The organism is Methanosalsum zhilinae DSM 4017, from assembly GCF_000217995.1.
Taxonomy (GTDB): Archaea; Halobacteriota; Methanosarcinia; order Methanosarcinales; family Methanosarcinaceae; genus Methanosalsum; species Methanosalsum zhilinae.
This window is the reverse complement of sequence record NC_015676.1, coordinates 364238-385251: the sequence shown is the minus strand read 5'-3', so window position 1 is coordinate 385251 and position 21014 is coordinate 364238. Positions and strand designations below refer to the sequence as shown.

21 protein-coding genes and 1 tRNA gene are annotated in these 21014 nt (G+C 39.7%); 11 read left to right on the top strand and 11 right to left on the bottom strand.

Going from position 1 to position 21014, the window contains the following annotated elements:
* Positions 1-180: 180 nt before the first annotated feature.
* Positions 181-654 (bottom strand): peptide-methionine (S)-S-oxide reductase MsrA, encoded by a 474-nt coding sequence (msrA, locus tag MZHIL_RS01765; protein WP_013897657.1) that lies wholly within the window; start codon positions 652-654, stop codon positions 181-183.
* A gap of 666 nt (positions 655-1320) precedes the next feature.
* On the opposite strand from msrA, the gene MZHIL_RS01760 reads away from it, so the two are divergent.
* From MZHIL_RS01760 to glnA, 3 genes are all read left to right on the top strand, one after another.
* The gene (locus MZHIL_RS01760; RefSeq protein WP_013897655.1) at positions 1321-1731 is read left to right on the top strand and encodes a threonyl-tRNA synthetase editing domain-containing protein; all 411 of its coding nucleotides are present in this window, start codon (positions 1321-1323) and stop codon (positions 1729-1731) included.
* A 159-nt stretch (positions 1732-1890) separates the two neighbouring features.
* On the top strand, positions 1891-2607 hold the full coding sequence (locus tag MZHIL_RS01755; RefSeq protein ID WP_013897654.1) for a DUF5714 domain-containing protein: 717 nt from the start codon (positions 1891-1893) through the stop codon (positions 2605-2607).
* Between the two features lie 204 nt (positions 2608-2811).
* The gene (glnA, locus tag MZHIL_RS01750; protein WP_013897653.1) at positions 2812-4137 is read left to right on the top strand and encodes a type I glutamate--ammonia ligase; all 1326 of its coding nucleotides are present in this window, start codon (positions 2812-2814) and stop codon (positions 4135-4137) included.
* Between the two features lie 88 nt (positions 4138-4225).
* On the opposite strand, the gene MZHIL_RS01745 is transcribed toward glnA, so the two are convergent.
* The 7 genes from MZHIL_RS01745 to MZHIL_RS01715 all read right to left on the bottom strand — a co-directional run bounded on the left by MZHIL_RS01745 (position 4226) and on the right by MZHIL_RS01715 (position 12140).
* Positions 4226-5248 (bottom strand): Coenzyme F420 hydrogenase/dehydrogenase, beta subunit C-terminal domain, encoded by a 1023-nt coding sequence (locus MZHIL_RS01745; protein WP_013897652.1) that lies wholly within the window; start codon positions 5246-5248, stop codon positions 4226-4228.
* A gap of 4 nt (positions 5249-5252) precedes the next feature.
* Positions 5253-6002 carry a GltB/FmdC/FwdC-like GXGXG domain-containing protein gene (locus MZHIL_RS01740; RefSeq protein WP_013897651.1) on the bottom strand — a complete coding sequence of 250 codons (750 nt, stop codon included), beginning with the start codon at positions 6000-6002 and terminating at the stop codon, positions 5253-5255.
* A gap of 5 nt (positions 6003-6007) precedes the next feature.
* Entirely contained in the window at positions 6008-7519 is a 1512-nt protein-coding gene (locus tag MZHIL_RS01735; protein WP_013897650.1) for a glutamate synthase-related protein, read from the bottom strand.
* Entirely contained in the window at positions 7516-8568 is a 1053-nt protein-coding gene (locus MZHIL_RS01730) for a class II glutamine amidotransferase (protein ID WP_013897649.1), read from the bottom strand. Before MZHIL_RS01730 ends, MZHIL_RS01735 begins: the two co-directional genes overlap by 4 nt.
* A gap of 490 nt (positions 8569-9058) precedes the next feature.
* Positions 9059-9820: an acyl-CoA dehydratase activase gene (locus MZHIL_RS01725; protein WP_013897648.1), complete on the bottom strand. Its 762-nt coding sequence runs from the start codon at positions 9818-9820 to the stop codon at positions 9059-9061.
* Positions 9817-10962: a double-cubane-cluster-containing anaerobic reductase gene (locus tag MZHIL_RS01720; protein WP_013897647.1), complete on the bottom strand. Its 1146-nt coding sequence runs from the start codon at positions 10960-10962 to the stop codon at positions 9817-9819. Before MZHIL_RS01720 ends, MZHIL_RS01725 begins: the two co-directional genes overlap by 4 nt.
* A 128-nt stretch (positions 10963-11090) precedes the next feature.
* Complete coding sequence (locus MZHIL_RS01715; RefSeq protein WP_013897646.1) at positions 11091-12140, bottom strand: PGF-CTERM sorting domain-containing protein; 1050 nt, start codon at positions 12138-12140, stop codon at positions 11091-11093.
* A gap of 482 nt (positions 12141-12622) precedes the next feature.
* Here MZHIL_RS01715 and MZHIL_RS10445 point away from each other — a divergent pair, with 482 nt between their 5' ends.
* From MZHIL_RS10445 to hdrB, 3 genes are all read left to right on the top strand, one after another.
* Positions 12623-12775 (top strand): PGF-CTERM sorting domain-containing protein, encoded by a 153-nt coding sequence (locus tag MZHIL_RS10445; RefSeq protein WP_013897645.1) that lies wholly within the window; start codon positions 12623-12625, stop codon positions 12773-12775.
* 180 nt (positions 12776-12955) lie between these two features.
* Positions 12956-13447, top strand: a complete 492-nt coding sequence (gene hdrC / locus MZHIL_RS01710; protein ID WP_013897644.1) for a CoB--CoM heterodisulfide reductase subunit C — start codon at positions 12956-12958, stop codon at positions 13445-13447.
* An 18-nt stretch (positions 13448-13465) separates the two neighbouring features.
* Positions 13466-14347, top strand: coding sequence for a CoB--CoM heterodisulfide reductase subunit B (gene hdrB / locus MZHIL_RS01705; RefSeq protein WP_013897643.1), 882 nt, complete (start codon positions 13466-13468; stop codon positions 14345-14347).
* Between the two features lie 58 nt (positions 14348-14405).
* Here the strand turns inward: hdrB and MZHIL_RS01700 are convergent, their stop codons facing one another.
* Positions 14406-15671, bottom strand: a complete 1266-nt coding sequence (locus tag MZHIL_RS01700; RefSeq protein WP_013897642.1) for an L-lactate MFS transporter — start codon at positions 15669-15671, stop codon at positions 14406-14408.
* Positions 15672-15822: 151 nt separating this feature from the next.
* Here MZHIL_RS01700 and MZHIL_RS01695 point away from each other — a divergent pair, with 151 nt between their 5' ends.
* From MZHIL_RS01695 to MZHIL_RS01680, 4 genes are all read left to right on the top strand, one after another.
* Positions 15823-17184 carry a monomethylamine:corrinoid methyltransferase gene (locus MZHIL_RS01695; protein WP_013897641.1) on the top strand — a complete coding sequence of 454 codons (1362 nt, stop codon included), beginning with the start codon at positions 15823-15825 and terminating at the stop codon, positions 17182-17184.
* A 60-nt stretch (positions 17185-17244) separates the two neighbouring features.
* Complete coding sequence (locus MZHIL_RS01690; RefSeq protein ID WP_013897640.1) at positions 17245-17757, top strand: GNAT family N-acetyltransferase; 513 nt, start codon at positions 17245-17247, stop codon at positions 17755-17757.
* Between the two features lie 58 nt (positions 17758-17815).
* Positions 17816-17893 (top strand) — tRNA-Arg (locus MZHIL_RS01685).
* Between the two features lie 44 nt (positions 17894-17937).
* Positions 17938-18408: an N-acetyltransferase gene (locus MZHIL_RS01680; RefSeq protein WP_013897639.1), complete on the top strand. Its 471-nt coding sequence runs from the start codon at positions 17938-17940 to the stop codon at positions 18406-18408.
* Positions 18409-18415: 7 nt separating this feature from the next.
* Here MZHIL_RS01680 and MZHIL_RS01675 read toward each other — a convergent pair whose 3' ends face one another.
* Positions 18416-19615, bottom strand: a complete 1200-nt coding sequence (locus MZHIL_RS01675; protein WP_013897638.1) for a M20 metallopeptidase family protein — start codon at positions 19613-19615, stop codon at positions 18416-18418.
* A 140-nt stretch (positions 19616-19755) separates the two neighbouring features.
* Between MZHIL_RS01675 and MZHIL_RS01670 the strand changes: the two genes are divergently transcribed.
* Positions 19756-20688 carry a nucleotidyltransferase domain-containing protein gene (locus MZHIL_RS01670; RefSeq protein WP_013897637.1) on the top strand — a complete coding sequence of 311 codons (933 nt, stop codon included), beginning with the start codon at positions 19756-19758 and terminating at the stop codon, positions 20686-20688.
* On the opposite strand, the gene MZHIL_RS01665 is transcribed toward MZHIL_RS01670, so the two are convergent.
* On the bottom strand, positions 20689-21000 hold the full coding sequence (locus MZHIL_RS01665) for a DUF2098 domain-containing protein (RefSeq protein ID WP_013897636.1): 312 nt from the start codon (positions 20998-21000) through the stop codon (positions 20689-20691). It lies immediately after the preceding gene.
* Between the last annotated feature and the right edge of the window lie 14 nt (positions 21001-21014).

The following is a 21014-nucleotide window of genomic DNA, read 5'->3' as shown; positions in this document are numbered from 1 at the left end:
ATAGTTAAGTTTATTTTGGACACAGCATTCCAGGATAAAGCATATTTACAAACAGTATATTAATCCATACATACAGAAATGTGTAGAAAATGTTTAAAGTAAAATAAAAGTTTACAAAATTTACAGAATGTATCATAATGCAGTAATTGAAGTTACACAAATCTCTGGATAACAAACATATCACATGTCTTGCTTATTCTTTTTAAAAAACTGCTGATGATATTCTTCAGCGGGATAGAACTCTTCAGCCGGCACAATCTCAGTTGTAACTTCATCGCCTGCATCTTCCTGTTCTTTTTTAGATTCGATTGCAATTCTTTTTTGCTCTTCATTGTGATAAAAAATCATGGAGCGATAATGATCCCCCATTACAGGGCCTTTTCCGTCAAGTGATACAGCGATACATCCTGCATACTCTGAATCATGCAACTTCCAGAACTCATCCAGAAGGCGTCTGTAACTTATCACTGACGGATCAAAAGTTACCTGTACAGCCTCCACATGACCGGTCCTGCCTCTTATGACATCTTTGTATTTTGGGTATTTAACATGTCCTCCAGTATAACCGGAAAGTGTATGAATCACACCATCCAGTTTACTGAAAGCATCTTCTATACCCCAAAAGCACCCTGCAGCAAATGTAGCTTTCTGCATATTCTAATCTCACCTTTTGTATGATTTATTCAGTATATTTTCATAGTCTACCATAATAAAAAACAGATTTAAAAAAAATTAAAGATAAAAATGGAGGAAAAAAGAATAAACTTAGCCCAGAACACCTGATAAATAGAGGATTACAATCAGAAGTATACCAAAAATATAAAGGTATATAGCTAGTGAATCCGTGGAATCAGGTTCAAATTTGAGTTGTTCCTTCATTTACATCCCACCCCATATGCAAACGATCTTTCCATGCACTTTCTGTTTCATAACAAACACCCTACACCATATCATTCAATCAATATTTCAGTAAATTGAAATATAGATGAATATCATTTGTTTACAATTATAATGATTGATAATGTGGTATATAAATATTGTGATTTATCATTAACAATCGATATAAAATAACAGATATTATTAAATTATATTATATTTGCTTTGAATTTTTTTATATCCACCCACCTGCAACAGAATAAAACATTGTACAGGCATATACTAAAAAAGTATGTTTCCGAAATCATTATAAATAAAATATTTATGTGCGCATGTTAATGCTATTTATGCCAAATAACGATAAATATCCAGGCCTGAAATTTTTGCTTATATGATCAACTATTTGATTGGTTGCAGAAATATTTACCATATGGTGAACTCACAATGAAAATGCTAATGTTTGATACTGAGCATTTCCGGTTTGAAACCCATAGCAAAACACTTGAAAATGCTGAAGATACCAGGAGTCAGGCAAATATAGAAAACGCAGCAGTTATATTTATGCATGTAGAAGCTGTGGACGAAGAAAGACAAAACAAGGTAATCAAAAAGGCGGTAACCAACCTTAGATGGTACCTTAATAAGCTAGACAAGAATAGAATAGTCCTCCATTCTTTTGCACATCTCTCATCCAGTAAATCTTCACCTGAATGTGCTGTGGAGATTATTTCAAAGATAAAAGAAAAACTGGAACAGAGAGATATAGAAGTACATACTACACCATTTGGATACTTCTCCCAGTTCTCAATACATGTAAAAGGAGAATCTCTTGCAAAGGTGTTCAAAGAGATATAAGGAATGGATGTTCATATCAATCGGAAACCATATATCTTCCATGTAATCAATATAATATTATAATATATTCTCTCTGGTTTCTGCATTTTAGATAGATAAATCAGAACAATGAACAGATGAACAAGCCCGGATTTCAATTCAGATATCGAGATTGATAATATGATAAATTCAAGCACCAGGCCTAAACAAAAATCTGATTGTATGGTTTGCGGGAAGGATATTGAATATCTAAACCAGGCAGTAACTGCAAGATGTCACTATTGCAGAGAAGAGAAGGAGACCTATTTACTCTGTGAGAAGGAGCATTATGTATGCAATGAATGTCACTCCAGGGATGCAGTGGAAATAATTGAAACCTTCTGTTTAAAAACTGATCTTGAGGATCCTTTTGAGATCGCAGAAACCCTGATGCGCCATCCAGAGATTCCGATGCATGGGCCTGAACATCATGCACTTGTCCCTGCTGTGCTGATAGCCGCCTATCAGAATCATACAGGAAAAAAGAACGAATTCACAATTCTGGAAGGGATCAAGCGGGGAAGAACCATACCCGGGGGGTACTGTGGATTTTACGGAGCATGTGGAGCAGGTATAGGTACAGGAGTTGCAGTTAGTGTCCTGACAGGTGCCACCCCATTATTGCCCCAGGAGAGGTCGCATTCACTTCGGGCAACTTCCAGATCCCTTGATATGATCGCAGATGCCGGTGGACCCAGATGCTGTAAAAAAGCTGTACGTGTAGCTCTGGAAGAGGGAGTTGCATATATTTCTGAGATATTTGGACTTGACTGGGACCAGGAACTGGAAGTATCTATAAGATGCGATTATTACAGATACAATAAAGAATGCGACGTTAAATGCAAGTATAAAAAATGAATTGAAGCCGTATCAATAAGACAGATCAATACTTCTTTTCGGCTGATTGTGCACAAAATCAACTGGAAAATAGAACAGGCAACATTTATCTGTTTATCATTGATTTAAAGTAAAAAGATTCAACCAAAAAGATGATATACTCAGATGAAGGAATAAGGATATTGACCTCAATAGATTAAATGCAAATATAATACAGGCGATGTAATGACTGGTAGCACCAAAGAAAAAGTACTCAATTCAATAGAAACAAACAATGTTAAATTTATCAGATTGCAGTTTACTGACATTCAGGGCGTTGTCAAAGACGTAGAAATACCTGTAACCCAGATACAGAAAGCTCTGGATGTAGGAATATCTTTTGATGGATCTTCAATTGAAGGATTTGTTCGTATCGATGAATCAGATATGATTCTAAAACCTGATCCTGATTCCTTTGCAATACTTCCGTGGAACGAAAAAGATGTCGTTGCCAGAATGATATGTGATGTGTATATGCCCGATGGTCAACCATTCTGGGGAGACCCCAGACATGTGCTCAAAACAATGATAAACAAAGCAAAAGATATGGGATACGAATTCAATGTCGGACCTGAACTGGAGTTTTTCCTGTTCGAAAAAGATAATGGCTCTGCAACCACACGCCCCCATGACTTCGGGCGTTATTTTGAATTTGCACCTGCTGATCTGACCGAAGATATCAGAAGAGAAATTGTACTAACACTCACAAGTCTCAATTTTGATATAGAGGCCTCACATCACGAAGTGGCCTTTGGGCAGCATGAAATTGATTTCAAATACAGTGATGCACTTACAACGGCAGACAATGTAATGACCTTCAAATATGTTACACGCACTATTGCAAAGATGAACGGTCTGCATGCAACATTTATGCCAAAACCTATATTCGGAGAAAATGGATCTGGAATGCATGTAAATCTCTCTCTCGAAAAAGATGGGCAGAACGCATTCTATGACCCTGACAGTGATATGGATATCAGTGATACCACCAAATACTTTATAGGCGGACTGCTAAAGCATATCAGACCAATCACTGCAATAACAAACCCTATCGTTAACTCTTATAAAAGATTGGTCCCGGGATACGAAGCCCCGGTATATATAGCCTGGTCCGGCACAAACAGAAGTTCACTTATACGTATCCCTGCAGCAAGGGGCAAGAGTACACGTGTAGAACTTAGAAGCCCAGACCCATCATGCAATCCATACCTTGCCTTTGCAGCAATACTGGCTGCAGGTCTTGAAGGCATAAATGAAAAGGTTGATCCCGGAGAGATGGTAGATATCAATATATTTGATCTGAACGAATGTGAACGTCGTGAACAGTGCATCGATATCCTCCCGGCAACATTGCAGGAATCAAGCATGTATCTTGCAGACAGTGATCTGATGAAAGAAGCACTGGGTGAACATGTGATCAACAATATTCTACGCCTTGCAAAGGCTGAGTGGGATCTCTACAGCATGCAGGTACACGAATGGGAGATCAAAAGATATCTAAATGTGATATAAATAAAGTAAAAATCTCAGTATTGTGTATATAGATATGTACACAATACCGAATTCCTTAAAATTGATATTTTATTCATTCAGATCAATATTATTTCCTTTTTCTTTTTTTGTCCGACAATTTCTCAATTATCGCCAGATCACAATCATCAATTATTGTCAGCCTATCCTTTTCAATAGCACTGTCTAACAGTTTCTTTCCTTTTTCTGTACGTATGATCAGAGTAGTATATCCATCGGGACTGCCTACAGAACCTGCAGAAATATCTGAATAATTGGCCGTAAAGTCGGTACATACATTACATCCAGGCCTTACACAATCCTCCAGTTCTGAAAGAGGAAATGTGATGGTATTACCGTCATCCAGAGTGATCTCAAGTTTGCCCTTCACATCAAACCTTTCCACCTTAAAGGGAAGTATTGAGTGCTCTCTACTCAGTTTTTCTTCAAGAAGTTTTACGTAGTCAAATGTTTCAGTACAGAACAATCCTATCATCAACCGAATAGAATCTCTAAAAGGCATCAGAAGATCAAGGTCACTTTCACGAATCCTACTGATAGCCTGTGCTACACATGGAACTCCAACAACTGCAATGTTTCTGTATTTCTGTCTGATAACAGCATCATTGAGTGCTGATACAAGAGGTACCCACCAGTTATATCTGCTACCTGCTTTGCTTACCACTGAATCTGAATCAGAGATAACAGCAGAGTATGGTTTCAGGGTCCATGGATCCTCAGCAACCACAACAACCGCATCTATAAGACCTGTCTCAAGAGCATTCACCAGCATCGCGGTAACTGCGCCACCACTCTGCCTGCGTGGGATATCAAGTTGGGATTTTGCAGACATGATACACATATAATTCCCAAGAAGATCATTTTCTTCAATCAAACTATCCTTTACCCGGGGACATACATTGTAACATGCACCACATGCAACACCATCGTCTGCTGATTTGCAATAGCCTGTATGCATTGGATTATCAGATGACTTACCAGGTTCAAAATATATAGATCCAGGTGGACACACCGCTACGCATGCACCACATCCAGAACAGATACCCTTCAGCCACACCTCTTTTTCCAGTTCTTGATAAGTATTTTCATTCACAGTATCACTCCCAGGTATATTTACCAGCAAAAGGTCTGCTGCTTGAAGGTCCAATGATCGTATAATCATTATCCATCAGAGGTTTATCATCAATATTGAAGTAATTGCAGAATTCCTTTACCAGAGAATGTATCTCACAAAGCATATTTTCATCCAATTCCATCTTTCTAGCACCCACGCCAAGATAGCGATCATCGACAGGCCCACGGATAACTATCCTGCCGCCATGTATACCACTGCCGATTCCTCTTTCAAGGAATGGACCTTTCTGATCAATTCCAAGCATGATTATCAAACCACCAGCCATATATTCTCCAAGAAAGGCATGTGCAGATTTGCCAATTACAAGGGTGGGCTTCTTCTGATCATACTCTTTCATATGTATGCCTCCACGGTAGCCAATGTAATCCCTAACAAATATTTTCCCACCTCTCATACTATGAGCAGCAGCATCACCAGTACTTCCGTGAACAATGATCCTTCCATCATCCATTGTATTACCCGGTGCATGTTCACAGTTACCATGCACAATGCATACAGGTCCACTCATAAACATTCCAAGATCACCTCCGGGTACTCCGTATATTTCAATACAGACATCAGCTTTAAGGGCATCTGCAATAAATCTCTGCCCGAGTACGTTTTTGAGCACAATTTCAGTGGCGCCGTCTTCTACGGCCTGTCTTATCAATCCATTTAGCCGGGTATAATGAATACCCCGGGCATCAATAACCACCTTTTCATCGGGTATCATGCAAATCATGCTCCTATTGGCTTTATCTGTAAAACATCGAGGGTTCCTTCATCAAGCATGTATCCCCTCAAACGTTCTCTGTTTCCTCTTAAACTTTCTATACTGTTTATACCTGCAGCACCCATCAATTCACTAAGTTCATAAGTCCATGCATGTATAAGATTTGCAACCTGCCTTGAGCCGCTTTCTATATCCAGACGCTTTACAAGATCTTCTCGTTGGGTAGCGATTCCCCAGGGACATAGACCACGGTAGCAGCTTCCGCACACCCTGCATCCCATTGCAATCAGTGCCGCAGTTCCTATATACACAGCATCGGCACCCAGAGCAATTGATTTTGCAATGTCAGCACTATTCCTGATCCCACCGCTTGCAATTATTGAGATTTCATTCCTGATACCCTGTTCATTCAGTTTCCGGTCAACACTTGCAATGGCAGCTTCGATCGGAATTCCTACATTATCACGGAAAACCTTGGGTGCCGCACCAGTACCTCCCCTGAATCCATCAATCACAACTGCATCCGCCGATGAACGGGCAATTCCTGCTGCAATAGCTGCAACGTTATGAACTGCTGCAACCTTTACAAAAACAGGTTTTTTCCACTGGGTGGCTTCCTTGAGACCTCTTACCAGCTGTGCCAGATCCTCTATACTATAGATATCATGGTGGGGTGCAGGACTTATGGCATCACTTCCAAGAGGAATCATTCTGGTACATGAAACATCAGAACATACTTTCTCACCAGGAAGATGACCCCCTATGCCAGGCTTTGCACCCTGACCGATCTTGATCTCGATGGCTGCACCCCTGTCCAGATAATTGATATCAACACCAAAACGTCCTGAAGCTACCTGAACTATCATATTATCCTGATATGGATATATACTCTCATGAAGTCCACCCTCACCAGTTCCCATGAATGTACCGACTTTAGAGACTGCCTTTGCAATACTTCTCTGGGCATTAAGACTGATCGCTCCGTAGCTCATATGCCCGATCATAATCGGCGTTTCAAGTTCAAGATTTGGGGCAAGTTCTGTTATCAGATCCACATCTCCATCCTCATTCTTTTTAAACTCGAGCCTCGGTGGTTTTTTTCCTATGTGGGTCCGAAGTTCCATTGGTTCACGTAAAGGATCAATACTTGGATTTGTTACCTGACATGCATCCAGAACCAGCCTGTCAAAGATTACCGGATATTCCTTTGCATTACCCATTCCTGCCAGTAAGATCTTACCTGTTCGGGACTGGTTGATGATATCCTCACGTGCCTCGCCTGTCCAGAGAGAATGAGATCTATAATCTACAGGGCGTTCCTTGAGTGAAATCGCATCTCTGGGGCACATAGATATACATCGGTGACATGCTGTGCATTTTCGAGAATTGAGGATCAGTTTACCTTCTTCATTTCTGAATACTCCATATGAACAGTTTTCTACACACCTCATGCACCGCATGCACTGATCCCGATCGATATCTATCCTGTATTTTAAGGGGATACTTCCCAGACTCATATGACAGCTCTCCCGATAACAGGTTCTCCTGCCTTTGGCATGTATATATTTTCTATATCAGGATCAACTGTGCGTATTGCTGCCTCTTCGCTGGAGATATAGAGTCTGTCACCATCATCTCCCACCACAAGAGGCCTGAGTTTAATACGATCTGTAAATCCCACAATCCCATCACTTCTTGCCACAACTATTCCAAAGGGACCGTTCATCATTGCAGGCCCATATGTCAGACGTATGGCCCGGTTAAGTTCTCTTTCCCGGGGTTGCATTGAATCGATCTCATCCCAGAAATGGGGAGCCAGGGCTTTTACGATAAAGTTTTCGGGAAGTTCATGCTTTCTGCCAAGCAGGTCAAAGAGATAAGCTACAACTTCGGTATCCGTAGACATTGTACACTTATATCCATTGCTTTCAACATACTGGCGGTTCGTTCCATAGGATGTGATCTCACCGTTGTGAACAACGCTCCAGTCCAGAAGATTAAACGGATGTGCACCGCCCCACCATCCAGGAGTGTTTGTAGGATAGCGGTTATGAGCAAGCCATATGTACCCCTTATAGGAGTCGATACGGTAGAAATTGGCCACATCCTCTGGCCATCCTGCAGCCTTAAAGACACCCATATTCTTTCCGGAAGAAAATACCAGTGCGCCATTAATTCCAGAGTTTATACTCATGACCGTCTTTATGATTATATCTTCCTCAGGGGTCAGGCTCCCTACCATCAGATCCTTATAGGGCTTGAAGAAGTATCTCCAGGGGATATGCTGTCTCTTAAGCCTGGGCTGTTCATAAGTAGGGATCTCCTCCTGATGTACAATCACACCCCACTTGCTAAGAAGATCATCCACCTTTGATTTTGGTTCAACTATGTTATCAAAAAAGACATGAAGGGCATAGCAGTCTGGAAAATCAGGGTATATCCCATATGCCACATAACCAGCACCTTCTCCGCTCCCCCTCTCATCCATCAGACTGAGAGCATCCTTTATAGCAGATCCATCCATTCTGGATCTATTTCTATCAATTACACTAAAAATTCCACACATATTTATTTATCACCACAGACCTTTTCGAATTCAGGGGAAAGTCAATGATTATTATTTTCCACCTGAACAATTATGAACCATTTGATCACAATGAATAAACTGGCATTTATACATATTAAAACTATATAATCAGAGAACAGTTCTTTATATTGCGTGGAAACAATATGACATGCAATCCGAAATATAGTAGATGTTATACATGGTATTAGGTAACTTATTACCTACTTAATATTATATATAATTAACTGTTGGTATCCCCTTGACGACAAAATAATGTACTTGATCAAAAAAATCCTGCAACTTACTAAAAAATAAATTACATTAGTCTAAGCCTATTGATGCACTTTATCTGTAGTAAAATAGAATCCTGAATTATCTGAGTGCAACCGGTTTCTGATCAAAAATCTTTAAAAATCGAGTATAAAAATTCGACTATTTAGCATCGCGTTAAATCTGTGATTGAATGAGTGCTTAATCCAAGATATGAACCTCATCTGCTGCCATAAAGTGCTGCCCCGAGCGCCCCTGTAATCTGTGGCTCTGGAGGTACGTAAAGCTCTGTTCCCAGTTCCCATTCTAAGGCATTTTTGATGCCCACATTCTTAGCCACACCTCCAACAAATGCCACATTCTTTTTGAGACTGATTTTTCGGGCCATAACGGCAACCCTGCGGGCAATGCTCACAATAAGACCTGCTGCTATATCTTCTTTTGAAAGTCCCTTTGCACGAAGTGATATAACCTCTGATTCTGCAAAGACAGTGCACATACTTGAAATATCTGCAGGCTTTTTAGAAGCCAGTGCTAGATCACCCAGATCCCCTATTGAAACTTCAAGTGCTCTTGCAGTATACTCCAGAAATTTACCTGTACCTGCAGCACATTTATCGTTCATTAAAAAATCAGTTACCCTGCCATTATTTACAGAAATTACTTTGCTGTCCTGACCTCCGATATCTATAATTCCGTTCACATCCGGATACAGATGAAGCACACCCAGGGCATGAGCAGTAATTTCACTTACATTTTTATCGGCAAATTTTATGCTTTCTCTGCCATATCCTGTTGAATATACATGATCAACGTCCTTTCTGCCAATTCCAGCATAATCAAGAATTTCCTCATATGCCTTTTCTGCTGCTGAAATAAAATCAAATGCTGTAGGCCTTATAATATGCGAAACGTCTATCCCATCCCTTACCAGAACTGCCTTTGTTGTGGCAGATCCAGAATCAATTCCAGCTGATATCATGAAATCATCTCCATGAATGCATCCACACGAACCCCGATCTGCTCCACATCCGAGTTACTGTAATCTGTTTCAATAAATAGCATAGGTATTCCAGCATCTTTGAGAGCCTGCTGCACCTTATATTTTTCTATGTTATATCCGTGGCAGAACTGCAAAGTATAGTATACAACTCCGTCTACCCTGAATTCCCTTGCAAGTTCCAGTATGTGATCTATGCGTCTTTCATTTGGACTCATGCATGAACAGGGTATTTTGATATAGCGTTGGGCCAGTGCCAGCATTGGATCCTTATTTTCATCAACCGGATCCCAGAATGATCGTGTTCCGGTACAGCTTTCTTCAGCAACAATAACTCCACCTCTACTCTCAACAATTTCTGGCACCTTTGTATTTCCACCAGACATCGGGCAGCCAGATATCATTATTCTGGGCATGTGTTCATTTCTGTGATCAACTTCTTCAACTTCATCGATCAGCATGTTGAGAGACTTTTTCAGCTCATCTTTTGACAGGAAATATTGTTTTTGAAGAATTTTTAGCACATCTGTACCATTTATAGGAGATGGATCCTTTTTACGCAGTTCATAAAGCCTGTGAAACAGCTTCCTTATTTCATTCGAAGATTTTATTTCTTTTTTCAATTGTTCATCAGTAACCTTATTTCCGGTAAGTTGCTCCATCCTGCTTTTAAACCTATCAAGCTCATCTAAAAAATAATTCAGAGCTGCAGGACTATCAGGTCTTTGCGGAAGATCAATAACATGGATTGGAACATAATCATCCAGCAACTCATACATCTTCTTTTTGCTATCACAGGTATTTTCAGCTACTATAAGATCCACCATATCAAAATGGGAGCAGGATTTTACACCAGAGCAACCATCATTGACAATTGAGCCAAAGGAAGACTTAACAAGTGGACATATATTTCTTGGAAGATATTGTTCTGCTATAGAAATGGTATCATTCTTGCCTCCACATAGTATTACCCGGTCAGCACCTGCAGCAAAGATTATCTCGTCCGGTACAAAAATACAGAAAGTTCCAACGATCTTTTTTCCTGATTTTTTGCCTTTTCCTAGCTGGCAAATACGTTTACTATATGAATCTTTGAGATACTCAATGGTTTTTAAACTATTCATTTGTTTATAATTAATTATTTAATAAATTAAATATTTATGGCATTCGGTATCTTTAGACTTATGCTTTTTTAAAAAAACAATTGCAGTATACTATAAAAAATTAAAGGAACTTCTGTATGAGTTCCTTATTAATCATGAATTTTGCGTACAATGAACATTGCAGCAAGAAGACCTGCAGCGGTCAGAATAGCTTCAAACCCGGGAGTTTCTGCAACAGGTTCTGCACTGGAGAGATCATATTCATCACTGCTATTCTTTTCTAACCACTCACTGAGCAGCTGGCTGAAATCATCCAGTTTATGCTGCAGCGCATGCATGTCATGGTGTACCTCATCTGCATGATGTTTATGTGATTCCGGAGTGATATCATCCAGTTCATGTGCAAGGCTGTTTAAAGAAACAACAAGGCTTCTTAAATTTGTCATTTCGTCCCTGGCTTTATCGACCTCTCCATCATCGATGTAGTGTCTGATATCATGTGCAGACCGGTCAACCTTATGTGACAGCTGGTGCACTTTTTCAGCAACGTCCCTTATTTCGGGATCAAGTGCTTCATCTTCTGCAATATATTCAGATTCGTCATGGATTTTCTGGGCCAGAGCTCTTATTTCATTTCTGATTTCCAGTAATCTCTCATTTATTGACAAATCACTGGAATCTGCATGAGTCTCTTCAGTATATTCACGGTCACCAATGTATACATAAAACATCACCTCAAATTCCTGAAATTTGTGCTGAAGATCATGCATATCATCATGGATTTCATCCACATGATGTTGCAATTCAAATAATTCATAGTCCCAGAGATCATGCACCAGCCTGTTCAGCTCAATTATAGATGATTTGAGAATCTCCAGTTCATCTGTAGCCTTTGAATACTCACCATCATCTATATAGTGCCTGATATCATGTGCAGATCTGTCTACTTTATGTGCCACCTGGTGTACATCCTCTGCCACAGCTCTTATTTCAGGATCAAGTGATTCGTCTTCCAAAATATGTTCTGAGTTATCATGTATATTCTGAGCAATAGCACGGATATCATTCCTGACATCCAGAAATTCGCCCTCCATTTCATGGGCATCGTGCGAATGCGAGAGCACCGGGAATGAAAACGCAATCATCAGAGCACATGAAATTAAGGTCAATTTAAACAATTTTTTCTTTTTCTGATCCATTAGTTTATCCCACCTATTTATTTTATATATACCAAATTATTTAGACTCTATGAAAATATACTGAAAAATAAAAAATCAGCATCTTAAGAAATTATTGATTTTTTTAATATCTAATTAGAACCTTAAACTCATGCAATTTTCAATCAAATCCTATTCTATGGAGCACCAAACATTAAGCATTATTTAAATACATTATCAGTATCTAATAAGGATTATTTACAATAAAATAAGATAAATCATTATATTATATAAATTTTTACTTATTCCAAATTTTAAATTTAAATTTGGCACTTAATAAAATATTTTCTTATACTTATTTTCTCTCCTAAATAAACTTAAATATCCAGTAGAAAATGAAACCATAGACCTGAACATGAAAGTGACTTACAATGATAAAAAAATCCCTTCCTGTTCGAGTTTAAATCTGTAAGCAATGAGTATCCGGGAATATATCAGGATTATTTGCGGTATGAAGATGGAGAATGGGTTCAGTCGGATTTGAAATTGAAGACCAGTTTACAGAACCTCCTGTTGATGACCCAGTTGATGAGGAGCCTGAAACTCTCGGGTTTGAAGCTATTCTGACAGCTGCAGGTCTTCTTGCTGCAATGTTCATAATCAAAAAAAAGTTCTAAGAACTTAGGGGATAATTCCTCATAAGTTTTTTTTACATTAATTATACACAAAAATATACATAGGTTAAAATCACCAGATATATCATGAGCTCAGCTGTAATACCCAACATACCACCTGAGCATCCAGAAAAGGATTTAACTTAGATCAGTCAGACATAGTATATACTGAAGGAATGACTAATGCATGGTACATTAGAAGAAATACTCAAAAATGAAAACATTGATGTCTTAAAGTGCATGCAATGTGGTGTCTGCAGTGCAAGTTGTCCTTCGGGCAGACATATGACATTAAATGTCAGAAAACTGGTTAGAAGAGCTTCTCGCAAGATATTTGATCTTGGTGAAGAAGAGATGTGGATGTGCACCACATGCTATACATGCCAGGAGAGATGTCCAAGGAAAATCAGAATAGCTGACACTATACTTGCCGTTCGCTCAAAGGCAGTATTAGAAGGGTTCATGAAATTCCATCACAGAAATGTTGCCCATATGTTTATTGAAACAGGACATGCAGTACCGATCAATCAGGAAAATATCGACAAGCGTGAAAAACTGGGACTTAGAAGACTTCCAGCAACAGTTGCCAGCAGAGACCAGGCACTTGACGATCTCAAAAAGCTCCTCAGATCATGCAGTTTTGATATGCTTGTAGAATATGATTCAAATGAATAAATGGCAGGAAAGTGAACTATGACAAAAATGGCACTTTTTCTGGGATGTATTGTGCCCAACAGATATCCAGGAATAGAAAAAGCAACAAATCTGTGTCTTGAAAGACTGAGTATTGACTGCATTGAACTTGAAGATGCCTCATGCTGTCCTGCACCAGGTGTGTTCAGATCATTTGATAAAACTACCTGGCTGACTATTGCAGCCCGCAACATTTCACTTGCGGAAAAACTGGATCGTGATATACTGACAATATGCAATGGTTGTTATGGGTCACTCAATGAAGCAAATGCTCAGCTAAAAGAACAGCCACAACTCAGAAAGATGGTCAATGAACACCTGGAGAAGATAGGATTTGAGTTCAGAGGTCAGATCAGAGTAAGGCATATTATAGAATTTCTCAGTGAAGAACTGGGTCCTGAACAAATTCGGGAGATGGTCACACATCCACTGAACCTGAGAGTAGCGGTCCATTACGGATGCCACATGATTAAACCATCTCAGCATCGAGCTATTGACAGTGTGGAAAGGCCACATTTTTTTGATGAACTTGTTGAAGCTACAGGTGCTGAAAGTGTCGACTATACCGATAAGAGTGAATGTTGCGGTGCAGGGGGGGGTGTCAGGTCAGGATTGCACGAAAAGTCGCTTGAAATGGCAGGCCACAAGTTATCAATAATAGATGAAGCAGGAGTAGATTGTATTGTGGATGCATGCCCATTCTGTCACATGCAATTTGACAGCGGGCAGGCTGAGCTAAATGATCTAAAAGGTACAGAATACAGAATTCCTGTACTGCACTATACACAGCTTTTAGGGCTTGCTTTTGGCTATACACCGCAGGATCTTGGAATTGACCTGAACATCACAGTTGATGAAAAATTTACACAGCTTCTATCCTGAATACACTCCAATGATAATGACCACCAAATAGGGAAAATCCGAATCAACTGATTTTTTTTCATCTTTTAGCATTTACAGGTCGAAGAAGGAAATAGGCCACAATCGCGCCTGCAATTGCCAGGAGAATCACATATGGAAATACTCCAATATATTCACCTGTACTGACTTTAATGAATCCGGCAAGTTGGGGACCAGCTATTGCTCCGCCGCCATATGCAAGAAAAACAACTCCATAGCACCTTGGATAATCATATATCCCAAAATAATGTGCTGTGGCGGTTGGCGCGATTGCAAGCCATCCTCCAAGACATCCCCATAAAATACTGAAGGCAACTACATACGTTAGAGGAGAAGGAAATATCCAGATCATAAATGAAGCTGCTGCAATGAGCAGAAATGAGAATAATGCAGCCCTTCCAGGCAGCAAGCGGTCAGTTAGCCAGCCAAATACCGGCCTGCCTCCACCATTGAATATAGCAAAAACACCAACCATTGTTGTAGCCAGTGCGGAAGTAACACCAGCAAGCTGTGTGCCTACAGGCTGTGCAATCGAGATAGCCATAAGTCCGGCAAGGCATCCAATAAAATAACATATCCATAGACCATAAAAAGTGGAAGTTCGGACCATATCGCTTCTGGTATATTCAGATAGGTGATCAGCTCTGGAATCCTGAACAGCATATCCTATTGGAAGCCATCCTGCAGGAGGAAATTTAAGGGGAAGTGCTGACAGAGTTATCACGATCAAAAAAACTATGCCAAAAAATCTGAAAGTATCCATAACACCAATTAAAGGAATAAGATAACCTGCTGCATTTGCACTGATAAATGCTGAAAAACCAAAACCAAGTACAGTCATACCTACAGCAGTTCCACGCCTGTCTGGAAACCAGCGTGCTGAGACTGCAACAGGAACACCGTAAGCAATTCCAACTCCGGTGCCTCCAACTAAACCATATACCAGATAAAGCATTTCAACAGATTGTACGGTAGAAGCAAGCAGCCAGCCAGAGCCTGTAAGAAGACCTCCAATGATTGTGGCTTTTCTTGGACCCCATTCATCAATATATCTTCCTGCCAGAGGCATTGTTATGGCAAATGCTGCAAGAAACACAGAGAATGGAAGAAGAACCTCGTTTGCAGTTACTTCTATTCCAAGTTCCAGAAAGAAATGGTCAGTAAGAGGTTCAACAAAGACACTCCATGCATAGATACTTCCAAGACAGATGTTTATGACCATGCCAAGAAAGACCATGATCCATCGACCTTTTTCTGCATTAAGTCCAAAGATAGTCCCATCAATTTTTTTAGGATCTGAATTCATCCTGTAACTGCCCCCATCATCACTGTCAGATAAAACTATTCTGCTGATAATTTAAATTAATCTGCATTGCTATTTAGTTTACTGACATGATCAATGTATCGTTAGTGATATATGACCATCAAACCTAATTTAAGTATAGGAGGCCTTATGGATGTCAGATATATACAGATACTTAAGAAGTTCATTTGATGGTGAAGAAAAGAAAGAAACGAAACATGATATGGATGTTTTCAGGAACTGCGAAGAGCTTGCATCCGATTATGGGATAGAGTATGATGAAGCATCTTTTGTACCCTATGACATGAATATGGTAGATTCGGTATTTTCAGCGGCTATCGAACTTTTGACCGACGTGGGTATATACTGCACAGATACCGGCAGATCGATCAAAATTGATGAAGAGGACATTCTTAAATCCCTTGGCACACCAAAAAACCTTGAAATAGGGAGTTTCCGGGAAAAAATAGATGTTATCGGACGTTCACCAATGGACCCGCAACCACCTGTAATAATCGGAGGTCCTATGGGAGGTACGGTCTCTGAAAAGAATTTTCTCAATCTTCACATCAGTTCTGCAATAGAGCCTATTATACAGGGAATTTATGCAGGAGCCCTGGAAAGCGTGAATTACGGACCAATAAAGGCAAAGAGTCCTGAAGAAATGTTTGCAACACTTGAAGAAGCAAGGCTTGAAAGGCTGGCTACCAAAATATCAGGAAGGGAAGGGCTTGCCCTGTTTGGACCCGGTACTCCAACAATTTCACAGGCATATATGCTGGTTTCCTCCAATGAACTATATTCTAGAAATGATGTACAGGAAGTTTATCAACTGGATGAATTGAAAACGGACTTTGAAACATTCTACAAATCAATATTCCATCAGGAACATGGAAATAATTTCCTCAGTGGTCAATGCCCGGTATTTGGAGGTACATGTATAGGATCTGCTGAGGGACTTGCAATTGTTGATGTTGCAGAAACAATACAATCCAGGTTAGTAACCGGGGCAAGTCTTCATGCATCAGGTGCTGTTCACATGAATACAAATTCATCCTCAGCAAAGGAAATATTGTGGGCATCCAACATATCATCTCTTGCAATCTCCAGAAACATGAGCCATCCAACTGCCAGGTACTACTGGAATCTTGCAGGCTGCTGTACTGACATGATGTTCTATGAAACCGCAGCCCAGGCAATCGGTGATACTGTATGTGGCAGGGAAATGCTGATAGGACCTGTTGGTGGCAGAGGTGCAAGAGCAGATCAATCAACTGGTCTTGAATCAAGGTTTATGGGAGAAATTAGCAGAATTGCACTTAATATGGATCTTGCAGAAGCAGATGAAATAATTGGCATGATCTATTCTAAGTATGAAGAAAGATTATCCAATGCTCCTGAAGGAAAACCATTTGATTCATGTTATATTGTAAACTCTGGCTATGATATGAGACCTACAGATGAGTACATGGAACTCTACTCAGAGATTATTACAGAGATTGAGGAGTATTATTAAAACAACGCTCCTTTTAATATTTTAAAAAAATAATTTTCCTGTAAAGAGGTAGTTGATGCTATGAAACAAAAGGTTTCAAACAACTATGACCTTATATTCAGAAAAGGTCACGAGAGTGAGTTCAGGGATATCTATGAATTTGTGCCACAATGCAAACCTCTTGGAAATTATACAATGGACTTTTACAGGATAATGCTTAGGTATAATTCAGATAGCTGTTTTGTAGTAGAGTATGATGAAGAGATTGTAGGCTGGATTCTTTCAATGGTATCGCTTAACAGAAGTGATACCTGTTTTCTCTGGCAGATAGGTATCAAACCCTCACTTCAAAATCATGGTATTGGCAATCCCTTTCTCCGGTATGCTGAAGACGAATTTAAAAATTTTGGATGCTCACGGGTCGAACTTACTATCGGACCGGAGAATCTAAGGTCACAGAGATTCTTTGAGAAAAATGGATACTCCAATATAAGTGAAACTGCAGGAGAAACCATTGTGATCAATGGAAATACTGCAATAAAGGATTACTACCGTCCAGATGGCCACTATATGCTCTATGAAAAATATCTGTGAATTTAGACTGACCAAAAGTTTAACATACTATATTGCATTTTCAAATATTGCATATTCAGGGCGTGTGGCCTAGTCAGGATATGGCGGCAGCCTCCTAAGCTGTAAATCGGGGGTTCAAATCCCTTCACGCCCGCCACATAAATTCTTATTCTGAAATATACTGTACGGAGAATTAAGATATTGTTAAGGAAAGCTGTTATCGACGATATTAAACCAATGAAAAAAATCATTGATAATTATGCAAAAAAGGAGCTTATGCTGCCAAGATCTCTCAGCGAGCTGTATGAATCCATACGTGATTTTTACGTATATGAAGAGAACAACGAGATAATTGGCTGCTGTGCCCTGCACGTTGTATGGGAAGATCTTGCCGAGATATTATCCCTGGCAGTGATTGCTGAACATAACAAAAGGAAGATCGGAACCAGTTTATTGAAGGCCTGTATAGATGAAGGGTATACTCTTGGTGTAAAAAAGGTATTTACACTTTCATACGTACCCGAGTTTTTTGAAAAAAACGGATTTGAAAAAGTTGATAAATCCACACTCCCCCACAAAGTATGGAGCGGATGCATCAAATGTCCAAAGTTTCCTGAATGTGAAGAAATCGCACTTATTCGGGAACTTGAGCCAGCCCGATCTGACACATGACCCGTAATTATATCAGATATGGCTCTGGAGTTTTAAGAAAATCCATAGACAAACAATACATTATATTTGAACCCTTTATGAGTATATCTTCATCTATATCAAACCTGTTGGAATGATTTCCCTCAACAATACCCTTTTCTATATTTTTTGTACCAAGCAGGATAAAAGTACCCGGTATTTTACGCAGATAAAATGCAAAATCTTCAGAGCCAAAGAACTCTTTTATTTCAGGATCTATATTATCAAAATTATTAACCAGAAAGCGAGTTGCAGATTCTGTAAATCCGGGATTGTTAATAAGTACAGGATACCCCCTGCTCAATTTCAGAGTATATGATGGAAGGTCTGGTAGATGTTTAAGAGAATATTTTTTCATCAGATTGTCAAGGACATTTCTGAATGTATTTTCTATTATACCAATATGCTCACAGGAGAATGTTCGTACACTGCCATCCATATATGCACAATCCGGAATCCTGTTAAACTGTGACCCACTATGGATGTTTCCAAAGCCCATCGCATAACTGCCATGACCAAGTATTTGATCTATTTCTTTGCGTATACTGCATATAAATTCGGAAGCAATAGCAATAGGATCTATACATTTATCATAGTCTGAATGATGACCGCCTTTGCCCTGAATAGTCATGGAAAACATGTTTGAACTGGCCATCAAAGCACCTTTTTTAAGGGCAACTTTACCTGTATCCAGATTTGTGAAGACATGGATGCCAATAATTGCATCAACACCTTCGAGTGCTCCCTGTGCGATCATTTCTCTTGCCCCGCCTGGTGGCTGCTCCTCTGCAGGTTGAAAAATGATCTTTATACTCCCTCTGAAGTATCTGCGGTTTTTATTCAGTAGTTTTGCAGCGCCCAGCACCATCGCCATATGTGCATCATGTCCACAGGCATGCATGAATCCTGGATGCCGGGAAATATATTCCAGATTCTTTTCACTCAATTGTTCAGTTACCTCAAGACCATCCATATCAGCCCGCAGGGCAATACATTTTCCATATTCAATACCATCTATGGTTGCAACTATACCTGTGCCTGCAACCATTTCATATTCTATTCCTATGTCGTTTAGAATATCAATGATCTTCTGCTGGGTTTTATATTCTCTAAAGCTCTTTTCAGGTATGCTATGAAACTCTCGTCTGATTCTGATCAGCCATTCGTTTAGATCATGGTTAGTATTCATAATAAATCAGGATTGGTAAAATTTTTTTATTTCAAGTATATCTGTCCATAAACAATTAAATAATACATCTCCATTGATATTAAAAGATTATAGCCTGAAGGAGCCTAACGTTTAAAACCAATAATAATGGATTGATATCAATGGTAAAAACTAGAATCAGGGACTTTATTATAACCAAAGAAAACTGGATCTTTGCTGTTGCAGATTATTTCCATCCAGATGGAATTCGTTCCGTGCTCAGATATGTACCCGATGAGACCGGAGACAGGAAACTGAACAAAATAAGATACAGAAAATATGATTTTGATGATGCTTTCCAGTTCATGAGATCAAACAGACCGGAGTGGGTGGAAGATGTGCACATAGTTCCTGAAGACCAGGTAAAGCAGATATTGACACCGCCTGAAAGGATTCCTTTTCTTGTACAAAATGATGAGCGTGTAAAATATATTGTAAATAATCTAAAATCTGCCGGAGTACCGGAATCATGTATGGGGGTAACCGGTTCAATGCTTCTTGGTTTACAGAAAAGTAGTTCAGATATTGATTTTGTGGTATACGGAAATGCCTGGTTCGATGCCCGCAGGGCACTCATATCTGCAAAATCCAGAGGAGAGACCATAGAGGATATCAGTGAAGAGATGTGGAAATTTATCTATAACAAAAGAAAACCAGAATTGTCATTTGAAGAGTTCATAGTCCATGAAAAGCGCAAGGGCAATAGAGGCATGGTTCAGGGAACATATTTTGATCTTCTGTTTGTACGTGACTGGAGCCAGATCAAAGAGCCTATCAAACGCGGTACAGATCTGGGATATATGGAAATCAAAGCAAGGGTCACAAATTCAGATCTTGCATTCGACAGTCCATCTGTATATATGATAGATCATAATGAAATTGACCATGTACTCTCATATACCCATACCTATTCTGGACAGGTGATCGAAGGAGAGATTATGAATGCTAGGGGCATGGTTGAGCAGGTTGGAGATATTAAACGCCTTGTTGTAGGTACATCCAGGGAACCAGAGGGTGAGTGGATTCGTTCACTCACACTCCTGGAAGGCAAATGATCAGCCTCCCCCTGTTGCCTGGGATGAGAGTTCGGAATCAAATGATTCCATATCTTCTAAGGATTCCCTGTGGGGTTGGTATTCTTTCTTTTTCTCAGCTTTCTTAGGAACCTTCTTCATTGCTGTAACTTCCAGAAAATCCACCCGGTAATACAGATCGGTATCATCAAGCAGCGCCCATGCGCCTTCAGAATCCTGCTTGATGTCAGTAATATTGCCAACAGTACCTGTATTTATGTAGCGCACAGTACTGCCTACCTTAATTGGAACCCCGTTAATATCGGATACTTCACCAATCTCTTCTCCACCCAATCTATAACCTCCTG